Annotated in this window: 15 protein-coding genes and 2 pseudogenes; 6 read left to right on the top strand and 11 right to left on the bottom strand. The window is 36.2% G+C overall.

All coding sequences use genetic code 11. The annotated features are described in order from the left end of the window. Window positions 1-12: 12 nt before the first annotated feature. On the top strand, window positions 13-366 hold the full coding sequence (locus tag K6959_RS02680) for a YgzB family protein (protein WP_163240287.1): 354 nt from the start codon (window positions 13-15) through the stop codon (window positions 364-366). A gap of 130 nt (window positions 367-496) precedes the next feature. Here the strand turns inward: K6959_RS02680 and perR are convergent, their stop codons facing one another. The 5 genes from perR to K6959_RS02655 form a co-directional block, all read right to left on the bottom strand. Beyond that, window positions 497-940 carry a Fur family transcriptional regulator gene (gene perR / locus K6959_RS02675; protein ID WP_218943904.1) on the bottom strand — a complete coding sequence of 148 codons (444 nt, stop codon included), beginning with the start codon at window positions 938-940 and terminating at the stop codon, window positions 497-499. Between the two features lie 90 nt (window positions 941-1030). Continuing rightward, entirely contained in the window at window positions 1031-1582 is a 552-nt protein-coding gene (locus K6959_RS02670) for a cob(I)yrinic acid a,c-diamide adenosyltransferase (protein WP_163240291.1), read from the bottom strand. Window positions 1583-1585: 3 nt separating this feature from the next. Beyond that, on the bottom strand, window positions 1586-2545 hold the full coding sequence (locus K6959_RS02665; protein WP_163240293.1) for a D-2-hydroxyacid dehydrogenase: 960 nt from the start codon (window positions 2543-2545) through the stop codon (window positions 1586-1588). A gap of 241 nt (window positions 2546-2786) precedes the next feature. Continuing rightward, window positions 2787-3257, bottom strand: a complete 471-nt coding sequence (gene bcp / locus K6959_RS02660; RefSeq protein ID WP_223087567.1) for a thioredoxin-dependent thiol peroxidase — start codon at window positions 3255-3257, stop codon at window positions 2787-2789. A gap of 91 nt (window positions 3258-3348) precedes the next feature. Next, the gene (locus K6959_RS02655; protein WP_223087565.1) at window positions 3349-3753 is read right to left on the bottom strand and encodes an ion channel; all 405 of its coding nucleotides are present in this window, start codon (window positions 3751-3753) and stop codon (window positions 3349-3351) included. A 228-nt stretch (window positions 3754-3981) separates the two neighbouring features. Here K6959_RS02655 and K6959_RS02650 point away from each other — a divergent pair, with 228 nt between their 5' ends. The 4 genes and pseudogenes from K6959_RS02650 (at window position 3982) to K6959_RS02640 (ending at window position 7334) form a co-directional block, all read left to right on the top strand. Further along, window positions 3982-5283, top strand: a complete 1302-nt coding sequence (locus K6959_RS02650; protein WP_223087563.1) for a glutamate-1-semialdehyde 2,1-aminomutase — start codon at window positions 3982-3984, stop codon at window positions 5281-5283. 436 nt (window positions 5284-5719) lie between these two features. Beyond that, a pseudogene (locus tag K6959_RS02645) lies at window positions 5720-6789 on the top strand (FUSC family protein). A 72-nt stretch (window positions 6790-6861) separates the two neighbouring features. Next, window positions 6862-6993, top strand: coding sequence for a hypothetical protein (locus K6959_RS19510; RefSeq protein ID WP_309484816.1), 132 nt, complete (start codon window positions 6862-6864; stop codon window positions 6991-6993). Further along, a complete protein-coding gene (locus tag K6959_RS02640) occupies window positions 6963-7334 on the top strand; it encodes a tetratricopeptide repeat protein (RefSeq protein WP_309484819.1) in 372 nt (123 codons plus the stop codon). Before K6959_RS19510 ends, K6959_RS02640 begins: the two co-directional genes overlap by 31 nt. Window positions 7335-7433: 99 nt before the next feature. On the opposite strand, the pseudogene K6959_RS02635 reads toward K6959_RS02640, so the two are convergent. Together K6959_RS02635 and ntdP are read right to left on the bottom strand one after the other, a co-directional pair. Then, window positions 7434-9182, bottom strand: a pseudogene (locus tag K6959_RS02635) (ABC transporter ATP-binding protein). Between the two features lie 78 nt (window positions 9183-9260). Then, entirely contained in the window at window positions 9261-9791 is a 531-nt protein-coding gene (gene ntdP, locus K6959_RS02630) for a nucleoside tri-diphosphate phosphatase (protein WP_163240306.1), read from the bottom strand. A 242-nt stretch (window positions 9792-10033) separates the two neighbouring features. Between ntdP and K6959_RS02625 the strand changes: the two genes are divergently transcribed. Then, on the top strand, window positions 10034-10342 hold the full coding sequence (locus K6959_RS02625) for a DUF3870 domain-containing protein (protein WP_163240308.1): 309 nt from the start codon (window positions 10034-10036) through the stop codon (window positions 10340-10342). A gap of 112 nt (window positions 10343-10454) precedes the next feature. Here the strand turns inward: K6959_RS02625 and K6959_RS02620 are convergent, their stop codons facing one another. The 4 genes from K6959_RS02620 to K6959_RS02605 all read right to left on the bottom strand — a co-directional run bounded on the left by K6959_RS02620 (window position 10455) and on the right by K6959_RS02605 (window position 15530). Next, on the bottom strand, window positions 10455-11783 hold the full coding sequence (locus K6959_RS02620; protein ID WP_223087561.1) for an aminotransferase family protein: 1329 nt from the start codon (window positions 11781-11783) through the stop codon (window positions 10455-10457). A 304-nt stretch (window positions 11784-12087) separates the two neighbouring features. Then, window positions 12088-14028 carry a TRAP transporter permease gene (locus tag K6959_RS02615; RefSeq protein WP_223087559.1) on the bottom strand — a complete coding sequence of 647 codons (1941 nt, stop codon included), beginning with the start codon at window positions 14026-14028 and terminating at the stop codon, window positions 12088-12090. Between the two features lie 3 nt (window positions 14029-14031). Then, window positions 14032-14535, bottom strand: a complete 504-nt coding sequence (locus K6959_RS02610) for a DUF1850 domain-containing protein (protein WP_163240313.1) — start codon at window positions 14533-14535, stop codon at window positions 14032-14034. Between the two features lie 11 nt (window positions 14536-14546). Next, a complete protein-coding gene (locus tag K6959_RS02605; protein WP_163240315.1) occupies window positions 14547-15530 on the bottom strand; it encodes a TAXI family TRAP transporter solute-binding subunit in 984 nt (327 codons plus the stop codon). Window positions 15531-15691: the final 161 nt, after the last annotated feature.

The raw sequence follows: 15691 nt of genomic DNA, 5'->3' as shown, positions 1-15691 counted from the left end.
GGAGGGACAATCATGCGTAAATATTCAAGTAAAATAAATAAAATTCGCACATTTGCGTTATCATTAATTTTTATCGGTTTTATCGTAATGTATGGCGGAATCTTTTTTAGAAAGTCACCTATATTAATGACTATTTTTATGATTATTGGATTACTCTTTATTATTGCTAGCACAGTTGTTTATTTTTGGATCGGTATGCTCTCAACAAAAACGGTTCAAATTGTTTGTCCCAATTGCAAAAAGGTCACAAAAATGCTTGGGCGTGTAGATATGTGTATGTACTGTAACGAACCTTTAACCCTTGATCCTGAACTGGAAGGAAAAGAATTTGATGAAAAATACAATCGAAAACGAAACAGGAAATAAACAGACTGTTCTTTGTTGTTTAAGTCAAAATAACAGCTTGCTTTTACATCCAGTGAGCTTAAAGAGTTCGAGACAAATCAAAAAAGCTGGTAGCACCGATCAGGCTATCAGCTTTTTTAGTGTGTTGTCATTAGTGTGCATTTTTCTTTAAACAGTCTGGACACTTTCCGTAAATCTCCATTCGGTGGTGACTGACTTTAAAGCCAGTTACATGTGAAGCTAACTGTTCGACCTCATCAAGACCCGGATAATGGAAGTCAACGATTTTACCACATTCTTCACAAATGACATGGTAATGATGAGTTGTAATAAAGTCAAATCTGCTAGATGAATCACCGAAAGTCAATTCTTTCACAAGGCCAACTTCACGGAATACTCGTAAATTATTGTAAACTGTAGCCACACTCATATTCGGAAATTTTCCTTCGAGCGCTTTATAAATTTCATCAGCTGTTGGGTGTGACATTGAGTCTATTAAATATTCAAGTATCGCATGACGTTGTGGAGTTATTCGTACCCCAGTATCTTTTAAAGTTTCCAAAGCTTCTTTTAAATGATTTTGTGACACCGTCATGCACCTCTTTTCTAAATATTATTAAATTATAATCTTTATAATTAGTTTACTAATGAGTTACTACTTTTGTCAAGATAACAAGCGGACTAATTAACTTTGATGGAGCGTTTGTTCCTTAGTTCCTAAATGACTATTTACATATCTTGCTGTAACAAACAGCAAGTCGGATAATCTGTTTAAATATGACAACACTAATGGACTCACTTCATCACTTAAAGCAACCGCTATCCGTTCGGCACGTCTTACAATCGTTCGCGCCACATGAAAAGCAGCACCAGCAGGATGACCGCCAGGTAGTATAAATTGAGTTAACGCTGGAAGACTGGTATTCCAAGCATCAATGAACTTTTCCAAATAAGTAACGTCCTCGTCTTTTAAAGTCCAATTTATTTTCTTTCCTTCAGGGGTAGAAAGCTGTGCACCTACATGAAAAAGTGTTGTTTGTATTTTATGATAAACATCTTCGAGCGTTTCCTTCCCTTGAAAAAAATCCCCTTTTAAATAGCTAAGCGCAAGACCAATCATTGAATTTGCTTCATCACATGTCCCATATGCTTCAACGCGAATATCATTTTTTGGAACACGTTCTCCGTATACTAATGACGTTGTCCCTTTATCACCTGAACGAGTATAAAGTTTCACTAATTAATACCCCCTTGTTAAATCTATTACATTGATAAAATCAGCTTTATCAGCTTTATGATTAATATATGTATGAAGGTTATGTTTAAAAATAAAAAAAGCACGCGGTAAATAATTTTTTGTAATGCTAGAAATATGAGGTGTCACTGTTATATTGTCCATTTTCCAAAAGCGATGCCCTTTTTTTAATGGTTCATCATAAAATACGTCCAAAAATGCATGGGCAATTTCGTTTTGTTCCATCGCCTGCAATAACACTTTTTCTTCCACTAAATCACCGCGGCCAATATTAATAAATACTGCTGTATTTTTCATTAGTCGAAAATGTTTTTCTGTTAGTAAGTGCTTCGTTTCCTTTGTACTTGGTAGTACTGACACAATATAATCTGCTTTAGGCAAAATATCATTTATCTGATTAAATTGATATACTTCATCAACAAAATCGGCCACTTTCCCGCTGCGGTTAACGCCTAGTACGTTCATTTGAAACGCTTTAGCTAACCGTGAAACCTCTCCGCCTATTGCGCCAACGCCTAGTACGAGCAAAATTTTTCCATAAAGCTCGCCGAAAGGCAGTCTGCGATTCCATTGTTCACTTTCTTCATTTTTCCACATTTCTTTCATTCGCTTTTCAAACTGGAGCATCATACCAATTGTATACTCTGCCATAGGAACTTTATGAATTCCTTTTGCATTAGTTACTAAAATGTTCTTTTCTATACACGCGTTAAAAGGCATTCGCTCCAATCCAGCAGACATGACCATAATCCACTTTAAGTTTTTGGCGTTTCTTACATGTTCAGCAGTTAAATCTTCACCGTATGTAATAAATACATCTGCATCATAAAAATCTTCTTTAGCCTTATCCATCCCTTTGTAAAATTTAAAATGAATGTTTGGAAATTCTTTTTTCAGCTCGTCTTGGATCTGTTCTTCAGGCAAAATAGAAGAAACAATTTTCATGTTGCTCACTCCCTGGTTTTTCTTCTTATTACGATTTTAAACTTTATTCTTTTCTAGGGGAAGTTAAATTCATCATTTCATTTCAGATTAAAGACAAAGTCAAATTTCGAATAAAAAAGACGGGCTAAATATAGCCCGTAATCAATTGATATATGAGGAGGTATGCCCTAATATAATGATATTCAAAACATGAATATATGCATGGACGTAAGCCTTTTGCAAACGAAAATAGGCATGGTCCCTAACTTAATTCGTCTTTAATAAATTGTAACGCTTCCTCCACGTGACCTTTTACTCTTACTTTTCTCCATTCTTTCACTAGCTTCCCGTTCTTATCAATAATAAATGTCGATCGTTCAATCCCCATATATTCTTTGCCAAAATTTTTCTTTAGCTTCCAAACTCCGTATGCTTCGGCTACTTGATGATCTTCATCCGCTAGTAATAAAAATGGAAGCCCATGTTTTTCAATAAATTTATGATGTCTTTCAACTGGATCAGGACTTACTCCTAATATGACAGTATTAAGCCCGCTAAAGCTTTCGTGCCGATCACGAAAATCACATGCTTCTGTCGTACATCCAGGTGTCATATCTTTCGGATAAAAGTAAAGAATGATATTTTTGCCAAGGAAATCTGATCGTTTTACACTCTCACCATTACTTGCAGGCAATTCAAAATCAAGTGCTTTATCCCCTACTTTAACTGTCATGAAAAACGCCTCCTAGAATATCTTTTCATTGCTAGCGTAACGAATTCTGCTTCAAAAAACAAATTTCACAGTTAGCACAGGATGAAAAAAGCTATTTTTTCCCCTCGACAAAAGTTCTCACGACAAACGCAGCAGGAATTGCATAACCAATTAACGCTTCGATTACTGCAATCCCTCGAGCAATGCCTAAAGGAGCAACATCTCCATAGCCGACAGAAAATAACGTGATGCCACTGAAATAAATCACTGTTTGCAATTTAACAAAAAAATTACCATCAATCGGCAGCCCATTATCAAGAAGAACATCGTATCCTCTTAACTCTAATATCATATAAATTAATCCAAATCCAATTAATATTGTTAAATAAATAAAAACTAAAAACATAAAATTTTTAAAGGATAGATGCTTGTCCCTTAACTTATAAGGAGTAAATAACGTGCGCAAGCTAAGATAAATAAAAATGACAACAATGACAAAGAAAAGATAATAAACCAAAGATCCCCTCTCCATTTTTTCCTTTGAATAAAAAGCTACTAACACTATACGTTACCGAGGCTCTACATATTCCATCCGCAAATAAGCTCAAAGATTCCAAGGATTTTGATCATATCCTTCAGGTGGGCATTTTTTACTGCCCCTTCATTCGGGATAAACATGGTAAAATAAATAAAGGAAAGTGTTAATTGTTTTTTATAAGAAACTTTTTTTCAAGGAGGACTTTTCATGGAATTTACTCAATCTAATTTTTTACATACAGAGGCGTTACAGCATATTGTTGGGGGAGTGAACAGCCCTTCGCGTTCATATAAAGCTGTTGGCGGCGGGGCGCCAGTCGTTATGGAACGAGCTCAAGGTGCTTATTTTTGGGATGTAGACGGCAATCAATATATTGATTATTTAGCTGCTTACGGACCCATTATTACAGGACATGCTCATCCTCATATAACCAAAGCGATAAAAAAAGCAGCCGAAACAGGTGTTTTATACGGTACACCTACTCCGCACGAAGTGAAGTTGGCAAAAATGCTTAAAGAAGCGATTCCATCGTTAGATAAAGTACGCTTTGTTAATTCTGGAACGGAAGCTGTGATGACAACCATTCGCGTTGCCCGTGCATATACAGGGAGAGATAAAATTATTAAATTCGCAGGCTGTTATCACGGCCACTCTGATCTCGTTCTTGTTGCAGCGGGTTCTGGACCTTCTCAATTAGGTATGCCTGACTCTGCCGGTGTTCCAAAGAGCATTGCTGAGGAAGTCATTACTGTGCCATTTAACGAAATCGAGCCATTAAAAGCAGCATTAGATAAATGGGGAGATGAGGTTGCAGCTGTGCTCGTTGAACCGATTGTCGGCAATTTTGGAATTGTCGAGCCTAAACAAGGATTTTTAGAAAAAGTCAATGAATTAACTCATCAAGCAGGGGCACTTGTTATTTATGATGAAGTCATCACTGCATTTCGCTTCATGTACGGAGGAGCGCAGGATTTACTTAATGTAAAACCTGATTTAACTGCATTAGGGAAAATTATTGGCGGAGGCTTGCCAATTGGTGCCTATGGCGGAAGAAATGAAATTATGGAAAAAGTTGCTCCTCTCGGTCCTGCTTATCAAGCTGGAACAATGGCGGGAAATCCTGCCTCTATCCTGGCAGGGATAGCCTGCTTAGAAGTACTAAAAGAAGAAAGAACTTACGATTATTTAGATCATTTAGGCTCCATGCTTGAACTAGGAATTACAACTGCAGCTCAAAAATACAATATTCCAATTACGATTAACCGTTTAAAAGGAGCATTAACGATTTACTTTACGGACGAAAAGGTCCAAAACTATGACCAAGCAGAAAATACAGATGGAGAAATGTTTGCGAAATTTTTTAAGCTCATGCTTCAACAAGGAATTAATTTAGCTCCATCAAAGTACGAAGCATGGTTTATTACAATTGCTCACACTGAAAAGGACCTTAAACAAACGATCGAAGCTGTAAATCATTCATTTAAACATCTCGCTTTAAACGATAAATGAACTACATCATATTCATTATCGTTCTATCATATAGTAGACAAAACACGTCCTTCTCCAACGGGACGTGTTTTGTCTCAGACTATTGATAAACGAACGCATGAACGACTGTTTTATTCGCTTCCTCCTTGTGTAGCGTGCTTTGATTGACAAGTAGTTGTTCAGGCATTTGCTTCAAGTAGTATGATTTTGTCTGCTTATAAACGGGCTAAATGTTTCGTTTTTCCTTGGATCGTAAGCGTTTTTTGTTTGAGGAAAAATGAACTTTTTCTCAATCCTTTTTTTCATTCTAAATTTTTTTCCTTGCACTTCTTGAAAAATCATTGTATATTACATTATTGTTTAACTATAGAAAATTAAAAAGGGGTTAAGTAGTTCAACGTAGTATGAAGTAAAAACAGACTTTCTATAACCTCTAATGAAAGGAACTAAATAAAAAATGAAGCTTGGCGCCCGCGTTTTAAAGACGGGAATTGCAATTATTATCGCATTATTTTTATCGCAATTATTGCAGTTGCCGTCTCCTGTATTTGCCGGAATCGCTGCTATCTTTGCTGTACAGCCAACGATTTATCGTTCTTATTTATCTATTATTGAACAAATACAAGGAAATATTGTTGGAGCGTTTATCGCTGTTTCTTTCGTATTATTATTTGGAAACGATGTGTTTATTATCGGACTTGCCGCTATAATTGTTATTTCAATCAATTTAAAAATAAAGATTGAAAATACGATCGGCTTATCCCTAGTAACGATGATAGCCATTATGGAAAGCCCTGGAGATGAATTTATCACCTTCGCTTTCATTCGTTTCTCGACAATTATGCTTGGGGTGCTCTCTGCTTTTGTAGTCAATTTAGTTTTTTTTCCGCCAAAATATGAAAATAAATTATATTATAAAATTTATAATGTTAGTGAGGAAATTATGAGGTGGATTCGTCTGATCCATGCCTCAGAGCATAAACTCCTTAAAAATGACATTGGAAAAATAAAAGAAGATATGATCAAGCTTGAACAGTTGTACTTACTATATAAAGAGGAACGTAATTACTTTAAACGAAGCCATCCTGTAAAGCTAAGAAAACTCGTCATTTATAGACAAATGATTTCATCAACGAAAAGAGCTCTGCAAACATTAAGAAGGCTTCACCGCTTTGAAAATGAGTTAAACTTAATGCCGGAAAGCTTTCAAACTGATGTTCATCAAGAGCTTGACTACCTCGTGAACCATCATGAGCAGCTCCTTTTAAGGTTTGTTGGAAAAATTCGTCCTTTAGAAGAAGAACATAATATTAGCTTTCATAAAAAAGATCTATTTCATCTTTTGCGAGAGCATCAAAAGAAAATGGAAGAACAAGATGAATATATGCTCTATCATATGATGCAGCTTGTCTCAGCAATAACAGAATATGGTGAGCAGCATCTCGAACATCTGATCGATTAATCAATAGTTTCCAACTGCACCATAAAGGAGACAACAAAGTAACCATCGTAGAAGAAACAGAATAAATCATTTAGCAGTTGATAAGTACAAAAATCAACTGCTTTTTTTTACTTGCTAAAAAAGGAGACGTTAAGAATATGGAAAAAATTAGAGAAGCTCTTCATTTGAGAAAAACAGGAAAGATTGAAGAAGCACGACAGCTATTACTCCAATTAACAAAGAAAGAAATCAATAATGGATCTGTTTTCTATGCGTCCATGATCAACTAGGGTTAGAAGCAGAAGCCGTTCCTTTTTATACTAAAGCTCTTACTTGTCAATTAACATCCGAGGAAAGACAACTTGCACTGCTCGGGTTAGGAAGTACCTATCGAGTACTCGGGCAATATGAACAAGCACGTATTATACTTGAGCAAGGAATAGAACAATTTCCGCATGCTAACGAATTTCGAGTCTTTTATGCACTCGTTCTATATAACTTAAATGAAACAAAACAAGCGATGTCTCTTTTATTAAAACTTCTTGGTGAAACGACTAACGACAACGGAATGAAAGCGTACAAAAAAGCAATTTTATTTTATTCCGATCATTTAGACGAATTATGGAAATAAACTCAAAATTACATAATAACGCTTGTCATTCTTCGGGTGCGGGGCAAGAAAGTAGACTTGCCTGAGCAAAGAATGACAAGCGTTTATCAATGGTCTCTATTAATGTTCAAGCTGTTGAACTTGAAACAGCTTATAATAGCTCCCTTTCTTAGCCATTAATTGTTCATGCGTACCAGCTTCAACAATTTTTCCGTGTTCAATTAATATAATCCGATCAGCATGAGTAATCGTTGACAAGCGATGAGCAACGATAAACGTTGTTCTATCCTTTGCTAATATTTCTAACGCTTCTTGAATGAAATGCTCACTTTCTAAATCTAACGCAGATGTTGCTTCATCAAACACTAAAATCGGCGGGTTTTTAAGAAATACTCTTGCAATTGCAATTCGCTGCTTTTGTCCCCCAGAAAGCTTAACGCCCCTTTCGCCTACTTTTGTTTCATAGCCGTTAGGCAAATTCATAATAAATTCATGGGCGTTGGCTGCTTTCGCTGCTTCAATTACTTCTTCTTCGGTAGCATCTGGTTTCGCAAGCAATATATTTGTTTTGACCGATTCGCTAAATAAGATTGTATCTTGGAGAACGATACCGACTTTGTCTCTAAGTGAGCGCACTTTAAACTTGCGAATATCTGTTCCATCTAACAGAATTCGTCCGCTTTTTACATCGTAAAATCGCGGAATTAAGCTGACTAAAGAAGATTTTCCGCCACCGCTCATCCCAACTAAAGCAATTGTTTCACCTTTTTTAACATCTAATGAAATGTCTTTTAAAATAAGTTCTTCTTCTTGATCGTAAGTAAAGGTTACATTTTCAAACTTAATATGTCCCTTTATATTTTGACATTCAATTGCATGAGGCGCATCTTGAATATATTATTTTTCATCCATGAATTCAAACACCCGATCCATTGAAGCAATAGATTGGGTTAACGTTGTTGACGAATTGACTAACCTTCTTAACGGGTTATATAATTTATCAATATAAGCAATAAAAGCGATCATCGTACCGACAGACAACTCGTTTTGGATGACTTGATAGGCAGAATAGCCAATAACAAGCAACGGAGCAATATCAGTAATCGTATTCACGACAGCAAATGCTTTTGCATTCCAGCTCGTATGCTTCAATGCTTTTTGCAAAAAATTGCTGTTCTGCTCATCAAATTGTTTTTGTTCATAATCTTCAATGGCGAAGCTTTTTATAAGAGGCATCCCCTGCACTCGTTCATGCAAATACCCTTGCACCTCCGCAAGTGCTTGAGAACGCTCCCGCGTTAATTTTCGTAAGTTCCCAAAAAAATAACGAATCGAAAAGGCGTAAAAAGGAAATAACAAAAGGGACACAATTGTAAGCTTTACATCCATCGTAAACATAATCGCAACTGCAATTCCTATCGTTGCTATATCAAGCCATAAATTCATTAACCCAGTCATAACGAAGCTCTTCGTCTGCTCTACATCATTAATCACTCTAGAAATAACTTCACCAGCCCGTGCATTTGCATAATACTTAAAGCTTAGTTTTTGAATATGAGTATAAAGCCGGTCACGAATATCATACAAGATTTTACTTGCGGTCCACTGGGCAAAATATTGACGATAATATTCAATTGGTGGTCTTACTATCGTAAAGATAAAAATCATCACAGACATGACGATAAGCAGCTTTTTAGTTTTTTCTTCATTCTCAAGCAGATCATTTCCAATTACATCATCAACAACAAATTTAATTAACAGCGGGATTAATAAAGGAATAGCAAATTTTAAAATACCAATCATAATTGTTCCGATGATTTGCAGCCAATATGGCTTTACAAAAGTTAAATATCTTTTTATACTATTCAACATTCTCCACTCCTGGCATAGTGCCGATTCACATATATATATAAAGCCTGTTGAAAACAATTCAACAGGCAACCTGTTTTAGCATCTGTAAGTTAAATAACGCTCGTACCAAATATCAATAAAATCAGGCGAAAAAGGTCCTTTTCTTTGGCGAATCCAGCCAATCAACTTTATAACATTCCTTTTTAAAATTTGATCAATTACATCTGGATAGTTCATTTCCCGGCGATGCCGCTCATATTCATCTTCATCTAACAAAGTAAAAGTCATATCAGGGAACACTTTTATATCTAAATCATAGTCAATATACTTTAGTGCCTCATGATCGAAAATAAACGGTGAACTTATATTACAGTAGTAATAAATACCATCTTCTCTAATCATCCCGATGATATTAAACCAATGTTGAGAATGAAAATAACAAATCGCCGGCTCTCTCGTTATCCACGTTCTTCCGTCTGATTCTGTCACCATCGTCCGATCATTTCCGCCAATAACTATACTTTGCGTTCCTTTTAATACTCTTGTTTCTTCCCAGACACGATGAAGATGTCCATTGTGCTTATAACTATGTATTTGTAATGTCTCACCCTCAATGGGAACGCCCATATCATTTCCCCTACCTTTATTGTAAGAAACGCTTTGCATTCTTATAGTAAATACCGCTCAAAAGCAATTCTTTCTATACTATATATTATAACGATAATACGAGCATTTTAAAACAATAGTGCTGCATGTTTAAACATTACCTTTATGAATGATTACTACTGACAAAAAAGATTTATTTATTATATACTAATTTAAGGGTACTAAATATTTAAAATATTCAATTATATGAGGGGGAATTGTCATTGAACACAGTTTTTATCGCTGGTCATGCAAAGCTGCCTGCAGGTATGGCTGCGAAAAGTATTTTTGAAACATTGACGATTACAGCAGAAATTGATAAAAAGTATGGAGTGATTATTGACGCTACTTGTACTTTAGCGACAGATCATGGGAAAGATTTCATCTCCAGATTGTTAAAGGGGTATAGTTTACTGGATGGCATTGATGAACCATTAGCAGAGCTTAAAAAGTCCTATCTTGGAAAAGCATATAATGCCCTCGCATCAGCATTAAAAGATTTACATAAACAATATCAACTTATTAAAAAATAAAAAAAAAGGAGATGACTTTTTAAAAAATGTCACCTCCGATATCATGATGTTTTTTTCAGTTCCCTAAAACAATTGGATAAATGTTAACTATTAGGTGGGAATGATTTCGTGTTTAAACTAATTGTCTTCCCACCTCAATAATTGATTGACGAAGGATAGCAATCATTTGTTCAACTTCATATTTGTTAATAATAAGCGGAGGTGCAAAAATAACTGTATCATCTCCTGGAAATGCAACATCTCGTAAAATTAAACCGCGGTTCATTGCTTCTTCTTTTACAAGTGGAGCAAGTGGCGTTGAAAAACGTTCATTTGTTAGTTTGTCTTTCACAAATTCTAATGCCCCAATAAGTCCTAAAGCTCTGACTTCTCCAACGATATCAAACTCTAATTGAAGCGCTTTTAATCCCTTTAATAATTCCTCGCCCATCCTTTGTGAATTGGCGACAATGTTTTCCCGTTCAATTATTTCGAGGTTTTTTAACGCTACCGTGCAGCCGGTTGCATGGCCGCTATACGTGAAACCGTGCGGAAAAACTCCTTCTGAAAGATCAATAAGATCTTGGTGGATTTTATCTGTAACAACAACCGCTCCAAGTGGAAAATAACCGCTTGTTATGCCTTTCGCCAACAACATAACATCAGGAGTAACTCCCCAATGTTCACATCCAAACATTTTTCCTGTCCGGCCGAACCCAGTAATGACTTCATCAGCGATAAACAAAATATTGTATTCATCACATATTCGACGAATTTCTTGAAAATAACCGTCAGGTGCGATGTTCACACCACTAGCTCCTTGAACAGGTTCAGCAATAAATGCAGCGATCGTATCTGCACCTTCTCTTTCAATCATAGCTTGAACAGATTCAGGTGAGAATGTTTCAGCATGGAAAAATTGTGGAGCTAGCGCTGTCGTCATACTGCGAAACACAGGAATCCCTGTTGCACTCGTTGATCCAACTGTAACACCATGGTAAGCTTTTTTCCGTGAAATAATCTTATTTTTATTCGGGTAACCTTTCAGTTGCCAATAATGCCTTACAAGTTTATACGCTGTATCATTCGATTCAGATCCTCCAGATGTAAAAAATACAGCATTTAAGTTTCCAGGTGTCATCTCGGCAAGTTTTGCGGCCAATTCTATTGCTGGTTCATTACTATACGTTGCAAAACAGGACGAATATACCAATTGTGCCATCTGTTCTTTTGCTGCTTCCGCAAGCTCCACCCTTCCATAACCAACGTTTACATTGAAAAGTGATGCCATTCCATCTAAGTATGTCTTTCCGTTAATATCTGTTAAAACGGCGCCTTGACCTTCTCTAAAAATAACTGCAGGACCATTTTCTTGCTGTTGTTTTAATGAAGATGTTGGATGAATAAAATGCTTCTTATCTAATTCAATTAATTTTTTCACATTAGCTTGTTGTCCAATCATACTTTTACCACTCCTTTTTTATAAGGCTTTGTTAAAAATATGGTTGTTTCAGACTCACTGTGTTTCTCTCATGTTTTGAACCAAAGCAGAAAACGAGAATATCGCCAGAAAAGAAAATGAGCCAATAAATCAACCAAATCATATAACTTTGCCTTTTCTAAAATAATGAACTGACATAATTGCCAATACTAAAGGTATGGTTACGTTTGAAATAATATGACTGAAAATACATCTAGGTGGAAACTAAGTTCTATTTAATACACGAATACTTAAATACGACTTTCAACGAAGAGAAAACTGTGTATTAACAGTCTGGATTTAATATTTCTTCTCCTTTTTTGCTATTTACTTTCTTTTTATTTCTCCAATGTACTATTAAGAACACCGCAAGAAATGCCAGCCCGGCAATATCGGTCATTATCCCAGGGACAATTAGGGTGAGAGCCGCACTTAACGTAAGTAATCTCATAAAAATATTCACTTGCTGAAATAAATAACCTTCCATCGTCACGCCAAGACTAATGACCCCAATTACAGCTGTTATTACAGCCCAGCCAATTTCTAGCGGAGTTCCTTGTTGTAATAGCAATTCAGGCGAATAAACAAATATATATGGGACAACAATCCCTGCAGACGCTAATTTTAACGAGATAAAACCAGTTTTATTCGGTTCGCCGCCGGCTATCCCAGCCCCTGCAAACGCAGCTAAAGCAACAGGAGGCGTCAAATTAGCTAAAATACCAAAATAGAAAACAAACATATGTGAAAAAAATGGTTCAATACCGTATTGCAATAAAGCTGGTGCTGCCATTGAAGAAGTAATAATATAAGTTGGAATCGACGGAAGTCCCATTCCGAGTATAATTGATGCAAGCATTGTAAAAAATAAGGTTAAAAATAGACTTCCATTTCCAAGGAGGAGAATAGCGTTCGTCATTTTTAATCCAAAGCCAGTTAACGTTGCCACTCCAACGATAATCCCAACCATTGCACACGCCATCGCAACACTTAAAGCACTTCTCGTCCCATATTCAAGTGCTTCGATTATTCCTTTAAAATGAAGACGAGTACTACGGCGAAAAGCGGCAATCACTACCGTTGATAAAATAGCAAAAAAAGCAGCATAAAACGGCGTAAATCCACCGAACAACATATACACTAAAATAATTAACGGAATGATTAAATGACCGCGCTCTTTAAACACTTCAGACATTTTCGGCAAATTTTCCTTCGTCATTCCTTGCAGTCCTCTTCGTTTAGCACGGAGATGAACAATGATTAAAATCCCTAAGTAATACAACAGACCGGGAATAATTGCCGCAAGAGCAATCATGCTGTACTCCATTCCCAGTGTCTCTGCCATAATAAAAGCTGTCGCCCCCATAACCGGCGGCAAAAATTGTCCTCCAACTGAAGCAGCTGCTTCAACTGCTCCAGAAAAATTAGCAGAATAACCCGTGCGTTTCATTAGCGGAATTGTAAACGAACCAGTTGTTACAACATTAGCAATCGCAGACCCATTAATAGAACCTAAAAATCCGCTCGAGATGACTGACACCTTTGCAGGACCTCCAGCACTCTGACCTGCAATAGCTAATGCGGAATCATTGAAAAGTTGTCCCATCCCTGTTTTATCTAGAAAAGATCCGAAAAGGATAAATAAGAAAATGTAAGTTGCAGAAACTCCTATCGCAGTCCCTAATATTCCTTCTGTCGTTAAATACATAAAATTAACAATATCAGAGATTGAATATCCGCGATGACCAATAATAGTTGGTAAGTAAGGTCCGAAGTAAGCATAAAGGAGAAAAACAACACTTAATATTGTTAATCCATTTCCCACAATCCGACGCCCGCCTTCGATAACAAGTAAGACGAACAATAATCCGATAATCGTATCGTACACATTTGGCAACCCGACCCTTGTGACAATGTTGGAATAATCTATAAATATATAAATAATCGTAACGATCGATAGTATAGTAAATAAATAATCTAGAAAGGTTGCCTTATTTTTAGGAGATTTCTTTCTCCCTGGATAAAGCAAAAACACAAGTACCATGACAATACCTGTATGTAGGATTCTATGCTGCAAAGTTACTAGTGGCCCAGTATATGAAGTAATGAGATGAAATAAAGCTAAACCCACTGCGAGTAACGAGATTAGCCTTGTCATCATTCGTGATTGAAAGCTTCGAAATCTCGCTTCGTTATCAAATTGCGCTAAAACCTCCTGACTTTTCATCTTTCACGCTCCTCTCTTTGTTATTGTTAAAACAATATATTGAAGTAGAGTGATTCTTTTATAAGTAATCTTCACACTTAAATTAAAGGGAATAAATTTAACAAATGAATACTTTTGTTTATTAATGATAAGCGTATAACTGGAATGGTCTGAATGAAATAAAGAATAGTAAGGCATTTTACGTTCGATCCCATGAATAGTGAGTATTCCATTTTCATTCTTTACTATTTTCCCTTCTACATCTGGAACACCGGCTCCATACGAACGTATCCGTGTTTCAGTAAGTGTGAATAAACCATTTGAATCTACTTTGAAAGACTCTTTCCACGGTTGAAATTCAACAGAATGCCGCCACATAATCGTAAATGTCTTATTTGTTGAAGGAATAAACTTTAACGGTTTATCACTTTTCGCTTCTACGATTAAAAAGCCTGGCATAATAGGAAGAATAGCACTCCCTACTATTAACAAAATAATTAAACTTGTAAATTGCTTTTTTCTGCTCACATGTTATACTCCTACTTACTATTTAACTCAGTAAAATATTTTTCAGCACCAGGATGAAGCGGAGCTGGAAGATTTTCTCGTGCCTTATTGACATCAATATCTTTGGCAGCATGATGTGTATCTTTAAGCTCTTCAATATGCTCAAACATCGTTTTTGTCATTAGATAAACAGTATTTTCAGATACATCCTTATGGGTCAGCAACACATTATAAACTCCAATTGTATTAACATCTTGTTCTTGCCCTGCGTACGTTCCTTCGGGAATAATCGTTGAAAAAAACGATGGGTATTTTCCATTGATTTTATGAATGTTTTCTTCTTCGATTTCTAAAATAACTACTTCTTCTGTCGTGGCTAATTCAAGAAGTCCAGAGTTAGGTATACCAGATGAAATAACTACAGCATCAACCGTACCATTTTTCATTCCATCAATTCCTTCAGCAAAAGAAAGATAGTCAACTTTCACATCATCATATGTCATGTCATACGCTTCCAAGACACGTTTTGCACTTATTTCTGTACCTGATCCAGGTGCTCCAACCGCAAGACGTTTTCCTTTTAACTCGGTAATTGACGTGATATTTCTATTTTTTATTGTTGCGATCTGTAGATAGTTCGGGTATAACGCTGCGATTGAACGTAAATTTTTTTGAGCGCCAGTTTGTTCAAAGCTATCAATTCCCTTATATGCATCTAAGGCTGTATCCCCCATTAAAAATCCGACTTCTGCTTTCTTTTGATTTAGTTTCGTTGCATTTTCTGCAGATGCTGCTGTTGATTGACTTGTTGCTACAGCACTAAGCTTTTCTTGATAAAGCTTTGCCAGAGTTCCCCCTAACGGAAAATAAACACCAGAAGAACCGCCAGTAAGAATCGTAATATATTCTCCTTTTAAACTCCCTTCCTTCTGCGCTGTTTTTTCACTAGAACATCCCATGACCAAGAGCACCATAATAAGGATAGCTATCAATTGATGCTGTTTACACAATTTCATTCACATTCCCCTCTCTAAATTTTTCGTAACAGCGATGAAAACGCTTACTTTTTGTTTTCCAAACAAAAAGCCAGCTAAATTATTCAATCTGTTCATTGAACAACTTAACTGGCCTTGATCTACTTTTTATTTCAGTAGATTCAACAGTTCTCATCAAAGTA

Origin of the sequence: Bacillus aquiflavi, from assembly GCF_019915265.1 — a bacterium.
Taxonomy (GTDB): Bacteria; Bacillota; Bacilli; order Bacillales; family Cytobacillaceae; genus Bacillus_BT; species Bacillus_BT aquiflavi.
Note: the sequence above shows the minus strand (reverse complement) of the source record. Positions and strands in the feature narration are given on the sequence as shown.

What these genes read in the sequence shown, in the direction of transcription:
- K6959_RS02605 (WP_163240315.1), bottom strand. Translation starts at nt 15,530, where the DNA reads ATGAAATTGTGTAAACAGCATCAATTGATAGCTATCCTTATTATGGTG.
- K6959_RS02650 (WP_223087563.1), top strand. Translation starts at nt 3,982, where the DNA reads ATGGAATTTACTCAATCTAATTTTTTACATACAGAGGCGTTACAGCAT.
- K6959_RS19510 (WP_309484816.1), top strand. Translation starts at nt 6,862, where the DNA reads ATGGAAAAAATTAGAGAAGCTCTTCATTTGAGAAAAACAGGAAAGATT.
- K6959_RS02615 (WP_223087559.1), bottom strand. Translation starts at nt 14,028, where the DNA reads ATGAAAAGTCAGGAGGTTTTAGCGCAATTTGATAACGAAGCGAGATTT.
- perR (WP_218943904.1), bottom strand. Translation starts at nt 940, where the DNA reads ATGACGGTGTCACAAAATCATTTAAAAGAAGCTTTGGAAACTTTAAAA.
- K6959_RS02665 (WP_163240293.1), bottom strand. Translation starts at nt 2,545, where the DNA reads ATGAAAATTGTTTCTTCTATTTTGCCTGAAGAACAGATCCAAGACGAG.
- bcp (WP_223087567.1), bottom strand. Translation starts at nt 3,257, where the DNA reads ATGACAGTTAAAGTAGGGGATAAAGCACTTGATTTTGAATTGCCTGCA.
- K6959_RS02680 (WP_163240287.1), top strand. Translation starts at nt 13, where the DNA reads ATGCGTAAATATTCAAGTAAAATAAATAAAATTCGCACATTTGCGTTA.
- ntdP (WP_163240306.1), bottom strand. Translation starts at nt 9,791, where the DNA reads ATGGGCGTTCCCATTGAGGGTGAGACATTACAAATACATAGTTATAAG.
- K6959_RS02620 (WP_223087561.1), bottom strand. Translation starts at nt 11,783, where the DNA reads ATGATTGGACAACAAGCTAATGTGAAAAAATTAATTGAATTAGATAAG.